Raw genomic sequence first — 15173 nt, 5'->3', positions numbered from 1 at the left:
AGGTTGCTGCATTACGGTCGGGAAGCCGTGGACCCTAGAGTCATGCGCTGTACGTGGTGTGGCGGGGACTGCCTGCTCGGTGGTTCCCGTCGCCAAGCGCGGGTGCCACGGGTCCTCGCCGCCCTGACCGGCAGCGATGAAGGAGCCAGCGCGTGCTCGACCAAGGCGCACCCCCGCAGAACCGCCCAAGCCCTCCGGGCAGCCCTGGCCTCGGCAGCCGTCTGATGCGGCGCAAGCCGGTGGAACGCCTGGTCGAGGAGGGTGGTCAGGGCGAGGGGGGCTCGCTGCGCCGTTCCCTCGGGATGTGGCAGCTGACCATGATCAGCATCGGTGCCACGCTCGGCACCGGCATCTTCGTCGTTCTCGGCGAGAGCGTCCCCAAGGCCGGTCCCGCCGTCACCATCTCCTTCGTGATCGCCGGACTCACCGCGCTCTTCTCGGCCCTCTCGTACGCCGAGCTGGCCGGCTCCATACCGGTCGCGGGATCCTCCTACTCGTACGCGTACGCAACGATGGGTGAACTCGTCGCCTGGGTCTGCGGCTGGTGCCTGGTCCTGGAGTACGGCGTCTCGGTCGCCGCGGTCGCGGTCGGCTGGGGCGAGTACCTCAACGAGCTGCTCGACGGGACCATCGGCGTCACCATCCCCGACGCGCTCTCCGCGGCGCCCGGCGAGGTCGACGGCGCGATCATCAACCTGCCCGGCCTGATCGTCGTGCTGCTCGCCATGGTGTTCCTGCTCGGCGGCGCCAAGGAGTCGGCGACGGCCAACACGATCATGGTCATCGTGAAGATCGCCGCGCTCGTGCTCTTCTGCACCATCGGCTTCATGGGCTTCAAGTCCGGCAACTACTCGGACTTCATGCCGCTCGGCACCGCGGGCGTCAGCGCCGCCGCCGCGAGCCTCTTCTTCTCCTACATCGGCTTCGACGCCGCCTCCACCGCGGGCGAGGAGGCGAAGAACCCGCAGCGTGACCTGCCCCGCGCGATCATGCTGTCGCTCGTCATCGTCACGGCGCTCTACGTCCTGGTCGCGGCCGTCGCTGTCGGCGCCTGGAACTGGAAGGACTTCGAGGGCTCCGAGGCCACGCTCGCCGCGATCATGAACGATGTCAGCGGCCAGCACATGTGGGGCACGATCCTCGCCGCGGGCGCGGTCATCTCCATCGCCTCCGTCGTCCTGACCGTCCTCTACGGCCAGACCCGCGTCCTCTTCGCCATGTCCCGCGACGGCCTCGTCCCCAAGGCGTTCGGCCGGGTCAGCAAGAAGACGGGCACGCCCCGCGTGAACACGGTCATCGTCTCCCTGTTCTGCGGCGCGCTGGCCTCCGTCATCCCGCTCGGCAAGCTCGTCGACGCCACCAGCATCGGCACGCTGTTCGCCTTCGGTCTGGTCAACATCGCCGTCGTCGTGCTGCGCAGGACCCGCCCGGACATGCCGCGCACCTTCCGGGTGCCGCTCGGCTGGCTCTTCCCGGTGCTCGGCTTCGGCTTCTGCGCGTACAACATGTTCAGCCTCGACTCCACGACCTGGAAGGTCTTCGGTGTCTGGATGGCCGTCGGCCTCGTGTTCTACTTCCTGTACGGCATGAGCCGCTCCCGATTGGCCACAGCAGAGAAGTGATCCACCCCCCGTGCGACTGAACGATCTCGACGAACGCATCGTGCACGCCCTCGCCGAGGACGCCCGCCGCTCCTACGCCGACATCGGCCAGCTGGTCGGACTCTCCGCGCCCGCCGTGAAGCGGCGCGTGGACCGGCTGCGGGCCACCGGAGCCATCACCGGCTTCACCGTCCGCGTCGACCCGGCGGCCCTCGGCTGGGAGACCGAGGGGTTCATCGAGATCTACTGTCGCCGGAACACCTCGCCGGAGGCGATCCAGCGAGGCCTGGAGCGATACCCGGAGATCGCGTCCGCGTCCACCGTCACCGGTGACGCGGACGCGATCGTCCAGGTCTTCGCCGCGGACATGCGGCACTTCGAGCGGGTCCTGGAACGGATCGCGGGGGAGCCGTTCGTGGAGCGGACGAAGTCCGTGCTCGTGCTCTCGCCCCTGATGCGCCGCTTCTCCTCGGGCTCCCCGGCCTAGGCATCGCCTTCGGACGCGGTTCTTACGGACCCGTGACGGACCCACGTCGCAGGCCTTCGCGGGTGATCGGCGCGCATAGCGTGGGGCGTATGCGCGTACTTGTCACCGGCGGGGCCGGGTTCATCGGATCGCACGTGGTCGAAGCTCTCGCCGACCGCGGACACGAAGCGGTGGTGTACGACGCCCTGCTGCCCTCCGCGCACGCCGACCGGCCACGGCCGCCCGCCGGACAGCGGTGGATCGACGCCGACGTGCGGGACCGGGACGCGGTGCGGGACGCGCTGCGCGAAGTGGACGCGGTCTGCCATCAGGCGGCGATGGTGGGGCTGGGCAAGGACTTCGCCGACGCTCCCGCCTACGTCGGCTGCAACGACCTGGGCACGGCCGTCCTGCTCGCCGCGATGGCCGAGGCGGGGGTGCGTGAGCTGGTGCTCGCCGGATCGATGGTGGTCTACGGAGAGGGCCGGTACGAGTGCGCCCGCCACGGGGTGGTCCGGCCGGGGCCGCGTGCGGCGGCGGATATGGACGCCGGTCGCTTCGAGCCCCGCTGTCCCGACTGCGGAGCCGAGCTGGGGCCCGGTCTGGTGGGCGAGGACGCGCCGGTCGATCCGCGCAACGTGTACGCCTCGACGAAGCTGGCGCAGGAACACCTGGCCGCCGCCTGGGCACGGGCGTGCGGCGGGCGCGCCGTGTCCCTGCGCTATCACAACGTGTACGGGCCCGGCATGCCGCGCGACACCCCGTACGCCGGTGTGGCCTCGTTCTTCCGTTCCTCGCTGGAGCGGGGCGAGCCGCCGCAGGTCTTCGAGGACGGCCGTCAGCGGCGGGACTTCGTCCACGTACGGGATGTGGCGGCGGCCAACGTGCTGGCGCTGGAGGCGCTGCGCGAGCGGGAAGCGGGGGCGTTCACGGCGTACAACACGGGCAGCGGGGAACCGCACACCGTCGGGGAGATGGCCCACCGGCTGGCGGAGGCGTTCGGCGGCCCGGCCCCGCAGGTGACGGGTGAGTACCGGCTCGGGGACGTCCGGCACGTCACGGCCGACTCGGGACGGCTGCGGGCGGAGCTGGGGTGGCGGCCCGAGGTGGGCTTCGCCGAGGGGATGACGTCCTTCGCCGAGGCGCCACTGCGGGGGTAGGGCCCGTGGTCACGCCGGTGCCGTCGGCAGGGTGACCTCGAAGCGGCAGCCGCCCGCCACGTTGCGCACGGCCGCCCTGCCCTGGTGGGCCTCGACGATGCCCCGCACGATCGCGAGGCCGAGTCCGGCGCCCGCCGGGGGAGTGCGGGACTGGCTGCCGCGCCAGCCGGTGTCGAAGACGCGGGACAGGTCCTCCTCGGGGATGCCGCCGCAGCCGTCCGTCACGGAGAGGACCACGCCGTCCGGGGAGCGCTCCGCGGCCACGGCCACGGTTCCGTCGGCCGGCGTGCGGCGGATGGCGTTGATCAGCAGATTGCCCAGGACGCGGCTCATCTGCTGGCTGTCGACCTCGACCGGGACGGCCTCGACGCTGTCGCCGACGAGACGCACCCGGCGTTCGCGGGCGAGCGGGTCGACGCCCGCGAGTGCGTCACCGACCAGGTCGTAGACGGAGACGCGGGCGGCCGAGAGGGCCAGCGCGCCCGCGTGGATGCGGGAGAGCTCGAAGAGGTCCCCGACCATGGCGTTGAGGCGCTCGACCTCGGTGCGGATCTGGCGCAGATAGCGCTCCGGTTCGGCGGCCACGCCGTCCTCCAGCGCTTCGGACATGGCGCGCAGACCGGCCAGCGGGGTGCGCAGGTCGTGGGAGATCCAGGCGACCAGTTCGCGCCGGGAGCGTTCCAGGGCGCGCTCGCGCTCCCTGGACTCGGCGAGTCTGGCGCTGGTGGTCTCCAGCTCGCGCGTCAGCTCGGCGAGTTCGGAGCTCACGGGTTCGGGCGGGGCCGCGAAGCTGCCGCCGTCGCCGAGGGAGCGGGCCGCCAGGGTCAGGGCCTTGCTGCGGGCGACCACCCAGCGGCCGAGCAGCAGCGCGGTGGCGAGCGAGACCACGGCGGCCATCGCCACGACGATGGTGACCACGGTCAGGTCGTGCGGCGACAGGAACATCTCCCAGGCCACCGCGAGCGTTCCCGCGAGCATCGCGAGCACCGCGACGGCCGCGACGACGGTCATCGAGACGACGAGGGAGCGGTGCCGCAGCAGGCGCAGCGTCATGGCCCCCAGGAGCCCGGCGCTCGCGGCCCCCAGGAAGGCGAACAGGGCGATGACGAGAATGTCCTGCACGGCAGTCAGCCTTCGGCTCGGGTCGGGGCGTCGAGGCGGTATCCCTTGCCCCATACGGTCTGGATCAGCCGCGGTCTGGCCGGATCGTCCTCGACCTTGCCGCGGAGCCTGCGGACGTGCACGGTGACCGTGGACAGGTCGCCGAACTCCCAGCCCCACACCTCGCGCATCAGCTCCTCGCGCCCGAACGCCCGGCCCGGATGGCGCAGCAGGAAGGTGAGGAGGTCGAACTCGCGCAGGGTGAGGGCGAGGTCCGCCCCGTTCTTCGTCGCGCGGCGCGCCGTCGGGTCCACCCGAAGGTCCGCGGCGGTCAGCGTGGCGACGCCCTGTGGGCGGGCGGCGTGGCTGCGCCGCAGCACCGACTCCACCCGCAGGACCAGCTCGCGCGGGCTGAACGGCTTGGTGACGTAGTCATCGGCCCCTATTTCCAGGCCCAGGATCCGGTCGTCCTCGTCGCCGCGGGCGGTGAGCATGATGACGGGGACGGGGTCCTCGGCGCGCAGCCGACGGCACACCTCCAGACCGTCCATGCCGGGCAGCATCAGATCGAGGACGACCAGGTCGGGGCGGGCCACCGCGGCGCGCCGCAGCGCGCCGGGGCCGTCCCCGGCGCGGTCGACGGTGTAGCCGCCGCGCTCCAGGTAGCCCGCGACGACTTCGGCGACGGTCGGGTCGTCGTCCACGACGAGTACCCGGAGCGTGCCGGGCGCGGCCGCCGGTTGGTTCTGCGCTGCTGGCTGCATACGGCAAGCCTCGCACCTGCGACGTGACGAGCGGCCCTGCGGATCTGCCCGCGGTGCCGATGTCCGTGTTTCGTAAGGACCTTGTGCCCGATATGTCCGGTTCGAATTCTTAGGGTGAATCACATGACGCCCTCCCCCTTCGTAGAACCCGATGGACCCGACGTACCCGAGGTGCCCGGCGTACCCGAGGTGCCCGACGAGTCGCCCGGTGCCCGCGCCGCCCGGGTCGACGTCGTCCTGCCCTGCCTCGATGAGGCGGCGGCCCTGCCCTGGGTCCTCGACCGCATCCCCGACGGGTGGCGGGCCGTCGTCGTCGACAACGGCTCCAGCGACGGCTCGGCGGAGCTCGCCCGTACCTCGGGCGCTTTCGTCGTACAGGAGCCGCGACGGGGCTTCGGGGCCGCCTGCCACGCGGGCCTGCTGGCATCGGACGCGGACATCGTGTGCTTCTGCGACTGCGACGCCTCCCTCGACCCCGGACTGCTGCGCGCCTTCGTCGAGGAGGTGCGCGCGGGAACGGCCGATCTGGTTCTCGGGCGGCGGCGCCCCGCGGGCCGCGGCGCCTGGCCGGCGCACGCGCGAGCGGGCAACCTGGCGCTCGCGCGGATGCTGCGTCGGCGTACGGGCCTGCGCCTGCACGATCTGGGCCCCATGCGGGCGATGCGGCGCGAGGCCCTGGTCGGGCTCGGTCTGACCGACCGCCGCAGCGGATATCCGCTGCAGATGGTGGTGCGGGCGGCCGACGCCGGCTGGCGGATCGAGGAGCGCGACGTGCCCTATCTGCCCCGCGCGGGCAAGTCGAAGGTCACGGGCACGTGGCGGGGGACGTGGCACGCGGTGCGCGACATGCGCGCGGTGCTCGCGGAGGCGCCGCGGACGGCCGACGCGGGCCGTGCCCGGACGACGGACGGTGCGCTGTGACCGCCCGCGACACGACGGTGCTCGTCATCGCCAAGGAGCCCCTGCCGGGCCGGGTGAAGACCCGGCTCACTCCGCCCTACACCCCCGAGGAGGCCGCCGAGCTGGCGAAAGCCTCGCTCACCGACACCCTGGAAGTCGTGCTCACGGTGCCCGCACGCCGCCGCGTCCTGGTACTCGACGGGCGCCCCGGGCCCTGGCTCCCCGCAGGCATCGAGGTGGTGCCCCAGTGCGCGGGCGGGCTGGACGAACGGCTCGCGGCGGCATTCGGCGCCTGTACGGGGCCGGCCTTCCTGGTCGGCATGGACACCCCCCAGATCGGTCCCGGACTGCTCGCTCCCGCACTCGGCGCCGATGCCTGGGAGGACTGCGACGCGTGGTTCGGCCCTGCCGTCGACGGCGGTTTCTGGGCGCTCGGCCTCGCCGACCCCGATCCGCGACTGCTGCGCGGAGTGCCCATGTCCCGGCCCGACACCGGCGCCCTGCAGCGGGCCCGGCTCACCGGCGCCGGACTGCGGGTGCGGGAACTGCCCCGGCTGCGCGACGTCGACACGGCCGACGACGCCGTGGAGGTCGCCGCGGCCGCGCCGGAGAGCCGGTTCGCCGCCGCGCTCACCCGCATCGCGGCGGCGGCCGGGTCCACCGGACGGGACGGGAGCCGATGAGTACCGCATCGCCCGACACGGCCTCGCCCGACACCGCACCGCCCGACACCGCGCCGCACGGGCCGACCCCCGTGGCCGCGCCCTGGCATGCGGATCCCTACACCAACGCCCTGCGCAACGGGCACGGCCCGTTGTTCCTGCGCCGCAGCGACGGGTGGCTGCTGCCCCTGGACGTCGAACGCTGGTGCGCGAGCGCCGACGTGGCGGACCTGTCCGCGCTGCACCGCTGCGAGGGCAGCGTCCTGGACATCGGCTGCGGCCCCGGCCGCCTGGTGGCCGGGGCGGCGGCCCGGGGCCACCGCGTCCTCGGGATCGACGTCAGCCGGGCCGCGGTCGACCACGCGATCCGGCTGGGCGGCACCGCCCTGCTGCGGTCCGTCTTCGACGCGCTGCCCGGCGAGGGCCGCTGGGGCACCGCCCTGCTCATCGACGGCAACGTGGGCATCGGCGGGGATCCCCGTGTCCTGCTCACCCGGGTCGCCCAACTCGTGGCCCCCGGCGGTCTGCTGATCGCCGAGACCGTGCGGATGGACGTCGACGAGCGGGTGGAGGTACATGTCGACGACGGGCGCGGCACACCGGGCGAGCCCTTTCCCTGGGCCCGGCTGGGCAGCCCCGCCCTGCTGCGCCACGCCCGTCCGCTCGGCTGGCGCCGGGTCGATCAGTGGACCGCCGGCGACCGGTGCTTCGTGGCGCTGCGCCGTGCGCGCCGCACCTGAAGCGCCCGGCACACGGCGGCTCCCGCGAACAGCGCGGCCGTGACGATCAGCCAGCGGACCAGGAAGACCCCGGCGTCGAGCGCGGTGGACGATTCGTAGCGTTCCACTTGCCCGGTGATGAGCGGGAACCACACCAGCAACAGCAGACCGGACAGGAAGGCCGGCACGCGGACGAAGTTGACGAGCGCCCTGCGCTCCGGCCGCCTCGCGGCCGCCCGCAGGGTCCGGTCGAGGAGTGCGTACGCGGGCACGAACAGCAGGTCGTGCACCAGTGCCGCACCGACGAACCAGACGGCGATCAGCAGCGTTTCCCCCTCCAGGAGGCGCACCCCCGCGTATCCCGCGAGCGCGAACGAGGCCGACAGCACCAGGAACTGCACCGGCCCCTCGCCGTACCAGCGCCGGGCGCGCTGCGTGAAGGCGCTCATCACAGCTCCCCGAAGGTCAGCCGGGACACCCACTTGGTGTTGAGGACACCGGGCGCGGCCGGAACGATGATCCGTGCCGGGAAGCCGTGATCCGGTGCCAGGTCCTCGCCGTTGACCTGCAGCGCGAGGAGGGAGCGCGGGTCGCGGACCTGGTTGTCGCGCAGCGCCGCCCTGCGGAAGGCCCCGTGCAGCTGCAGGGACTCCACGAGCACACCCGGCGGGTCCGCCCCGAATCCGGCCAGCGCCGCGAGGTCGCGCAGCCGCACGCCGCGCCACTGCTGGTCCGATGTCGACCAGCCCTCCACACACGCGATCGGAAGTGCGGCGCTGTGCAACGGGAGTTGCAGCAGCTCACTCCGTGACAGCCTGACCTCGCCGCGCGGCCCCCCGACCGTCAGCCGCCACGACTCGCCCGTGTCCCGCCGGTCGATGCCCACCTTGGCGGCGGTCTTGTTGATCTGGAAGCCGTTCGGCCCGCTCCCCGGATCACCGCCGCCGTGCGGGGCGAACAGGGCGGTCCGGCGCAGGGGCCCGTCCACGGTCTGCCCCGCCGTCGTCACCAGCAGCAGGGCGGAGCCCGCGCCGACCAGGCCGAGCGCGCCGCGGCGCGACACGGTCGGCTCGGCCGGCCGGGGCGACGCCAGCCCCTCGCCGTCGGCCGGCTCGGGGCGGGGGTCCCTCAGCCGGTCGCGCCGGCCCTGCTCCCGGAGCACCCGGACGACCTGGGGCAGACGGAGCACGACATGGGCCGCGAACGCGCCGAAGAACACCCAGGCGCCGTAGAAGTGCAGCGGGTAGAACGAGCCGGGAAAGAGGTACTCCAGCTGGACGTTGAGGACACCGGTGACGAACTCGAAGAGCGCGCCGCCGACCAGCAGGAGCAGCGACACCCGTTCCAGGGCGTGCCCCGCCGACCGGGCCGGGGGCAGCGTGAAGAGCTTGGGGAGCACCGACCACAGCTTGGCGAGCAGCACCGGGATCAACGCGATGCCGACCGTGACGTGCAGGCCCTGGTTGAGGCGGTAGAGCCAGTGCGGGTCGGTCGGCCAGTCGAAGAGGTAGAAGCCGAGCAGGCCCTTGTCCGGCGTCTTGTCGTTGACGGGTGAAAGGTTCGGGTTGTACGCCGCGTAGGACAGCAGGCCGGTCACGAACAGGAGCGTGATCCCGGCCAGCAGGACGACACCGAGAACCGAGGTGAGCCACGGTCCGCGCAGCGGGCTGCGCCAGAATCCGGGGTCGGTGGGGGAGGCCACTCGTGGGGTGCGGGGCATGACTCGACCGTATGCCGGACCCTGCGCCCGGTCGGGTCCGCAACTCATGACGAAACGCTGACGTCGACCCGCGCCGGGCGATCATCGGCCCCTCCCGTGCCTACCGTGCAGAGGTGAGCACCACACGACACACCGGACACCGCCGTGACGTGGCCGCAGCCGCGGTCGCGGTGCTGCTGGTCACCGCGGCCGTCGCCGTCGGCATCTCCATCGAGCGCACGGACGGCACCCTGCACCTCAACTGGCCGCCCCTCTACGCCCGGTGGGACCCGCACGTCGGCCCGGGTACCCCGGCCGCGCTCGCGGTCGCCGTCGCGGTGATCGCGAACGCTCCCGCCCTCGCCGCCCGGCTCCGCTGGCGGACCCTGCTCCTCGGCGCCTGGGCCGCATCCACCGCCTGGATCTGGTCGCTCGCCCTGATCGACGGCCGGCACCGGGGCGTGGCGCAGCGCCTCACCACCAAGTATGAGTACCTCCAGGTCATCGACCGCTTCGAGGACATCCCCGGGACGCTGCGGGACTTCACTCGGCACATCCTCATCGACGCCCCTGACCCCTGGCCCGCCCACACCGCGGGCCATCCGCCCGGCGCCGCTCTCACCTTCGTCCTGCTGGACCGCATCGGTCTCGGAGGCGGCGCCTGGGCCGGGGCGTTCTGCATCACGGCGGGCAGCACCGCCGTCATCGCCGTCCTGATCACCCTGCGCGCACTGGCCGACGAGGCGACGGCCCGCCGGACGGCGCCCTTCCTGGTGCTGGCCCCTGCCGCGATCTGGATCGGGGTGTCGGCGGACGGCTACTTCGCCGCCGTCACGGCCTGGACGATCGCCCTGCTGTCCCTGGCCGCGACCCGCACCGTCCGCTTCCCGGCCGCCGCGGCACTCGGCTCCGGCCTGCTCTTCGGCCTCAGCTGCTACCTCTCCTACGGCCTGACCCTGTTCGCCGTCGTCGCCGCGGCCGTCCTGCTGATCACTCGCACAGCGCACCCGGTCCCGCTCTTCCTGGTGGGAGCGGCCGTGGTTCCGCTCGCCTTCACGCTGGCGGGCTTCGACTGGTGGGAGGCCTACCGGCTGCTCGTCGAGCGCTACCACCAAGGGGCGGGCGGCATCCGGCCCTACGGCTACTTCGTGTGGGCCAACCTCGCCTGCACGGTGCTCGTCGTCGGCCTCGCGACCGTCGCGGGTCTGCGCAGAACACTGGCCTCGGCGCCGGGCGCGATCAGCCGCCTTCGCACCGGAGGGGCCACCTCCGCCGACCGTCTGGCCTTCTTGGTCCTCGCGGCCCTGCTCGCCCTGCTGGCCGCGGACCTGTCGGGCATGAGCAAGGCCGAGACGGAACGCATCTGGCTGCCGTTCGCCACGTTCCTGCCCGCGGCGACGGCATTCCTGCCCGCGTCGGCCCACCGCTACTGGCTCACCGGACAGGCCGTACTCGCACTCGTCGTGAACCACCTCCTGTTCACGGGGTGGTAGCGGCTGCCGCCCCGACCGGTCAGGGCCGCGCGTCCTGCGGCTCCGGGTACGGAACCTTCCACGGGACCACGTCGAAGTCGCCCGAGCCCTGCCTGACCTTCTCGTACGGCGCCGAGCTCGCGCACAGGGCGAGGGTGTCGGGCTGGCCCTGCGTGCCGCCGTAGGCCGCCCAGCTGTAGCCGACCCGGTCCTGTCCGCCCCGGTCGTCGACGGTGAAGCCGACCCGCTTGCCCTTGACCTTCTCGAGGTTCGTCTCGGTGATGACACCGGTGGCGGTCGCGACCTTGCCGCCCGTCATCAGACAGTCGATGCGGCCCTTCGCCCAGCCGCCCTCGCCGCCCGGCCTGTCGAGGTGGACGAAGCGGAAGGTGCCGGTCGCCTGCGACGGATCCTTCCTGTCCTCGGCAGCGAGATGCGCGTCGAACGTGAACGTCACGTCCTCGGTGGTCTTGCGGTACATCTTCGCCGAGCCGGTGAGCGCGGCGGCCTCGCGCTTCTTCGCCCGGTCGCCGGTCCCCGCCCGGTCGCCGGTCCCTGCCCGCTCGGCGCTCTGCGCCTGCTCACCGGTGTGTGCGGTGGCGGGACGCGCCGCTCCGTCGCCCGACGCGACGGCCGCGCCCGCGGCCCCCACGGTCAGCAGCAACGCGGCCGCCACGGCGATGGCGCGGGGATGCGGGGTGGCTGTGCGGCTCATGGAAAGCCTCCGTCTTCGAGTCCGTGCACCCGGTCCGTCCGGGCGTGATCACGTTCTCGCGGAAGGGGGGTCCGGCACGTCCGGCCCTGGGCTGCACTCCTCTTCCGCCGCACGGCGGGGGTCCGCGGCCGCTCCCTGCACCTCCAGGAGGACGCCCCCGATACCCGGTGCCCATGCCCGTGCGCAACGAATCGCCGCACAGGCCCCGCCATGCGCAACGGATCGCGCGGCTGCCCGCAACGGTCGGACCTTGTCCGGGCACAGCCGCCGACCGTACCGTCTTATCGACCCCGCCTTCCCCTTCGTACGCCCCGAGGATCCGCCATGCCTGCGCTGCGCACCGCCCTGCTCCAGAGCTCCGGGCAGCTCGGATCCGTCGACGCGAACCTCGCGGCGCTGGACGAGGCCGCCGGGCGTGCCGCCGCGGCGGACGCCGGGCTGCTCGTGGCCCCCGAGCTCTTCCTCACCGGGTACGCGATCGGCGACGACATCGCCGGGCTCGCCGAGCCCGTCGACGGCGAGTCCGCCGAGGCCGTCGCCGAGATCGCGGCACGCCACGGGGTCGCCGTCGCCTACGGCTACCCGGAGCGCGAGGGCGACCTCGTCTTCAACTCCGTCCAGCTGATCGGTCCGGACGGGGTCCGCCTCGCGAACTACCGCAAGACCCACCTCTTCGGCGGCTTCGAGCGCGACTCCTTCACCCCCGGTGAGCAGGCCGTCGTGCAGGCCGAGCTCGGCGGCGTCCGGGTCGGCCTGATGATCTGCTACGACGTGGAGTTCCCGGAGAACGTCCGCGCGCACGCCCTCGCGGGCACCGACCTCCTGGTGGTGCCGACCGCGCAGATGCACCCCTTCCAGTTCGTCGCCGAGTCCCTCGTGCCGGTGCGCGCCTTCGAGAACCAGATGTACGTCGCGTACGTCAACCGGGTCGGTCCCGAGGGGGACTTCGAGTTCGTCGGGCTCTCCACGCTGGTCGGGCCCGACGGCGTGGCGCGCGCCCGCGCGGGACGCGGTGACGAACTCGTCCTCGGCGACGTCGACCCCGACTTCCTGAGCTCCTCCCGCGAGAACAACCCGTACCTGCGCGACCGCCGCCCCGGCCTGTACGAGTCCCTCGTCTGAGCCTCCGAGCCCCTGAGCCGCCTCCAGCTTTCTGCTTCAGTTCCCCGCAAGGAGTCCGTACCCCATGACGTCCACTGTGCCCACCGCCGTCCAGCACACCGACGCCCAGCCGCCGATCACCATGTTCGGTCCGGACTTCCCCTACGCGTACGACGACTTCCTGGCCCACCCCGCGGGCCTGGGCCAGATACCCGCGACCGAGCACGGCACCGAGGTCGCCGTCATCGGCGGCGGTCTCTCCGGCATCATCGCCGCGTACGAGCTGATGAAGATGGGCCTCAAGCCCGTCGTCTACGAGGCCGATCAGATCGGCGGCCGACTGCGCACCGTCGGCTTCGAGGGCACCGGCACGGACGGGCTGACCGCCGAGATGGGCGCCATGCGCTTCCCGCCGTCCTCGACGGCGCTGCAGCACTACATCGACCTGGTGGGCCTGAAGACCAGCGCTTTCCCCAACCCGCTGGCCGAGTCCACCCCCTCCACGGTCGTGGACCTCAAGGGCGAGTCGCACTACGCGACCAGCGTCGACGATCTGCCGCAGGTCTACCGCGACGTGATGAACGCCTGGAACGCCTGTCTGGAGGAGGGCGCGGACTTCTCCGACATGAACCGCGCCCTGCGCGAGCGCGACGTGCCGAAGATCCGCGAGATCTGGTCGAAGCTCGTCGAGAAGCTCGACAACCAGACCTTCTACGGCTTCCTCTGCGACTCCGAGGCGTTCAAGTCGTTCCGGCACCGCGAGATCTTCGGCCAGGTCGGCTTCGGCACGGGCGGCTGGGACACCGACTTCCCGAACTCCATCCTGGAGATCCTGCGCGTCGTCTACACCGAGGCGGACGACCACCACCGCGGCATCGTCGGCGGCAGCCAGCAGCTGCCGCTGCGCCTGTGGGAGCGCGAGCCGCAGAAGATCGTCCACTGGGAGCTCGGTACGTCCCTCTCCTCGCTGCATCAGGACGGCGCGCCCAAGCCCGCCGTGACCCGCCTCAACCGCACCGCCGGGAACCGTGTGACGGTCACCGACGCCTCCGGTGACATCCGCACCTACCAGGCCGCGATCTTCACGGCCCAGTCGTGGCTGCTGCTCTCGAAGATCGACTGCGACGACTCGCTCTTCCCCATCGACCACTGGACGGCGATGGAGCGGACCCACTACATGGAGAGCTCGAAGCTCTTCGTGCCGGTGGACCGGCCGTTCTGGCTGGACAAGGACGAGCAGACCGGCCGTGACGTCATGTCGATGACGCTCACCGACCGCATGACGCGCGGCACCTACCTGCTCGACGACGGCCCGGACAAGCCCGCCGTCATCTGCCTCTCCTACACCTGGTGCGACGACAGCCTGAAGTGGCTGCCGCTGTCGGCGAACGAGCGCATGGAGGTCATGCTCAAGTCGCTCGGCGAGATCTACCCGAAGGTCGACATCAGGAAGCACATCATCGGCAATCCGGTGACCGTGTCCTGGGAGAACGAGCCCTACTTCATGGGCGCCTTCAAGGCGAACCTGCCGGGCCACTACCGCTACCAGCGGCGCCTGTTCACCCACTTCATGCAGGAGCACCTGCCCGAGGACAAGCGCGGCATCTTCCTCGCGGGCGACGACATCTCCTGGACGGCGGGCTGGGCCGAGGGCGCGGTGCAGACCGCGCTGAACGCGGTGTGGGGCGTGATGCACCACTTCGGCGGGGCCACGGACACCACGAACCCGGGCCCCGGCGACGTCTACGACGAGATCGCCCCCGTCGAGCTGCCCGAGGACTGACGGTCCGGGGGGCGGGGTCCGGGGCGGCCGGTCGAGAGGCGGTCGGTCAGACTCCGGCCGCCCGCGCCCCCTCGTACACCTGTGCGGCGAGGTCCTTGAGTTCCTGGGCGTCGCGCGCCGACCCCGCGAGGTCCACCAGGATCTCGTCGAGTCCCACCGCGGCGTGCGCGGCCAGATCCTCGACGATCTGCTCGACGTTGCCCCGGAAGGGCGCGCGGTCCGCGCCGGTGTACGCCTTCGCCGTGTAGCGCGTGTTGGCCCGCAGCACGCTCTGCACCGGCCTCTCGCGGCCCTGTTCGGCGGCCGCCTCGCGCACCTTCGCCCACTGCTCGGCGAGCGCGTCGGCGCCCGTGGCCACCGGCATCCAGCCGTCCGCACGGTTGACGAGCCTGCGCAGGGAGCGCGGGCTGTTGGCGGGCAGCAGGACCGGGATCGGCCGGGCGGGCTTGGGGCCGACCACGGACGGCGCGATGGTCGTCAGCTCCCCTTCGTACGCCACCGGGTCGGGCCCCCAGACCGCGTGGCAGACGTCGAGCAGCTCGTCCAGGACCTTGCCGCGCCGCTCGTAGGGCGCCACCGATGCGGCCGCGTACTCGTCGTGTGACCAGCCCGTGCCGAAGCCCGCGACGACGCGGCCGCCGCTCGCCGCGTCCAACGAGGCGAGCGTGCGGGCCAGTTGGAACGGCACGTGCAGCGGGGCGACCAGCACGCTGGTGCCGAGACGGGCCCGCTCCGTGACCGCGGCGGCGAGCGTCAGGGTGATGAGGGGATCGGCGACCGAGCGGTACGAGTCGGGCCAGGGGCGGCCCGGGATGCCGTACAGGCCCTGGGTGGCGGGCTCGGGGAAGAGGATGCGCTCGTAGACCCAGAGGCTTTCGTAGCCGATGTCCTCGGCGGCCTGGGCCACCGCGGGGACGTCGCGTCCGATGGCGTACTGCCTGCCCTGCGGAAGACTCAGTCCGAGACGGGTCGCCATTCCGGTGCTCCTTTGCGTCGGGATCTGTCTGTTCAACGTACAACGATCGCGCGC

14 protein-coding genes and 1 pseudogene are annotated in these 15173 nt (G+C 72.4%); 9 read left to right on the top strand and 6 right to left on the bottom strand.

Translation table 11 applies throughout. The features are described 5' to 3' along the window. Positions 1-152: 152 nt before the first annotated feature. The 3 genes from AOK03_RS09905 (at position 153) to AOK03_RS09895 (ending at position 3227) form a co-directional block, all read left to right on the top strand. A complete protein-coding gene (locus tag AOK03_RS09905) occupies positions 153-1622 on the top strand; it encodes an amino acid permease (RefSeq protein ID WP_055564808.1) in 1470 nt (489 codons plus the stop codon). 10 nt (positions 1623-1632) lie between these two features. Next, positions 1633-2088 (top strand): Lrp/AsnC family transcriptional regulator, encoded by a 456-nt coding sequence (locus tag AOK03_RS09900; protein ID WP_055564807.1) that lies wholly within the window; start codon positions 1633-1635, stop codon positions 2086-2088. Positions 2089-2177: 89 nt separating this feature from the next. Then, positions 2178-3227: an NAD-dependent epimerase/dehydratase family protein gene (locus AOK03_RS09895; protein ID WP_055564806.1), complete on the top strand. Its 1050-nt coding sequence runs from the start codon at positions 2178-2180 to the stop codon at positions 3225-3227. A 9-nt stretch (positions 3228-3236) separates the two neighbouring features. Here AOK03_RS09895 and AOK03_RS09890 read toward each other — a convergent pair whose 3' ends face one another. Together AOK03_RS09890 and AOK03_RS09885 are read right to left on the bottom strand one after the other, a co-directional pair. Then, positions 3237-4349: a sensor histidine kinase gene (locus AOK03_RS09890; RefSeq protein ID WP_055564805.1), complete on the bottom strand. Its 1113-nt coding sequence runs from the start codon at positions 4347-4349 to the stop codon at positions 3237-3239. 5 nt (positions 4350-4354) lie between these two features. Then, positions 4355-5092, bottom strand: a complete 738-nt coding sequence (locus tag AOK03_RS09885; protein ID WP_055564804.1) for a response regulator transcription factor — start codon at positions 5090-5092, stop codon at positions 4355-4357. A gap of 114 nt (positions 5093-5206) precedes the next feature. Between AOK03_RS09885 and AOK03_RS09880 the strand changes: the two genes are divergently transcribed. The 3 genes and pseudogenes from AOK03_RS09880 to AOK03_RS41815 all read left to right on the top strand — a co-directional run. Then, positions 5207-6013 carry a glycosyltransferase family 2 protein gene (locus tag AOK03_RS09880; RefSeq protein WP_425264369.1) on the top strand — a complete coding sequence of 269 codons (807 nt, stop codon included), beginning with the start codon at positions 5207-5209 and terminating at the stop codon, positions 6011-6013. Further along, positions 6010-6675 (top strand): TIGR04282 family arsenosugar biosynthesis glycosyltransferase, encoded by a 666-nt coding sequence (locus AOK03_RS43910; RefSeq protein WP_055564803.1) that lies wholly within the window; start codon positions 6010-6012, stop codon positions 6673-6675. Before AOK03_RS09880 ends, AOK03_RS43910 begins: the two co-directional genes overlap by 4 nt. Next, positions 6672-7391, top strand: a pseudogene (locus AOK03_RS41815) (class I SAM-dependent methyltransferase); the annotation flags it as partial. The gene AOK03_RS43910 and the pseudogene AOK03_RS41815, both read left to right, overlap by 4 nt. Here the strand turns inward: AOK03_RS41815 and AOK03_RS41810 are convergent. Further along, positions 7337-7822 carry a hypothetical protein gene (locus AOK03_RS41810; protein WP_063792461.1) on the bottom strand — a complete coding sequence of 162 codons (486 nt, stop codon included), beginning with the start codon at positions 7820-7822 and terminating at the stop codon, positions 7337-7339. The pseudogene AOK03_RS41815 and the gene AOK03_RS41810 overlap by 55 nt on opposite strands. Continuing rightward, on the bottom strand, positions 7822-9093 hold the full coding sequence (locus AOK03_RS09865; RefSeq protein ID WP_055564802.1) for a molybdopterin-dependent oxidoreductase: 1272 nt from the start codon (positions 9091-9093) through the stop codon (positions 7822-7824). The genes AOK03_RS41810 and AOK03_RS09865 overlap by 1 nt, the downstream gene beginning before the upstream one ends. Before the next feature lie 113 nt (positions 9094-9206). On the opposite strand from AOK03_RS09865, the gene AOK03_RS09860 reads away from it, so the two are divergent. Continuing rightward, positions 9207-10565, top strand: a complete 1359-nt coding sequence (locus AOK03_RS09860; RefSeq protein WP_055564801.1) for a hypothetical protein — start codon at positions 9207-9209, stop codon at positions 10563-10565. 19 nt (positions 10566-10584) lie between these two features. On the opposite strand, the gene AOK03_RS09855 is transcribed toward AOK03_RS09860, so the two are convergent. After that, entirely contained in the window at positions 10585-11259 is a 675-nt protein-coding gene (locus AOK03_RS09855; RefSeq protein ID WP_055564800.1) for a hypothetical protein, read from the bottom strand. Positions 11260-11592: 333 nt separating this feature from the next. On the opposite strand from AOK03_RS09855, the gene AOK03_RS09850 reads away from it, so the two are divergent. Next, a complete protein-coding gene (locus AOK03_RS09850; RefSeq protein ID WP_055564823.1) occupies positions 11593-12381 on the top strand; it encodes a carbon-nitrogen hydrolase family protein in 789 nt (262 codons plus the stop codon). A 64-nt stretch (positions 12382-12445) separates the two neighbouring features. Continuing rightward, positions 12446-14143: a flavin monoamine oxidase family protein gene (locus AOK03_RS09845; protein WP_055564799.1), complete on the top strand. Its 1698-nt coding sequence runs from the start codon at positions 12446-12448 to the stop codon at positions 14141-14143. Between the two features lie 46 nt (positions 14144-14189). Here AOK03_RS09845 and AOK03_RS09840 read toward each other — a convergent pair whose 3' ends face one another. Beyond that, positions 14190-15119, bottom strand: a complete 930-nt coding sequence (locus AOK03_RS09840; RefSeq protein ID WP_055564798.1) for an LLM class F420-dependent oxidoreductase — start codon at positions 15117-15119, stop codon at positions 14190-14192. Between the last annotated feature and the right edge of the window lie 54 nt (positions 15120-15173).

Source organism: Streptomyces atriruber, assembly GCF_001418325.1.
GTDB lineage: Bacteria > Actinomycetota > Actinomycetes > Streptomycetales > Streptomycetaceae > Streptomyces > Streptomyces atriruber.
The sequence above is the reverse complement of the archived record's forward strand: the minus strand, read 5'-3'. Positions and strand labels throughout refer to the sequence as shown.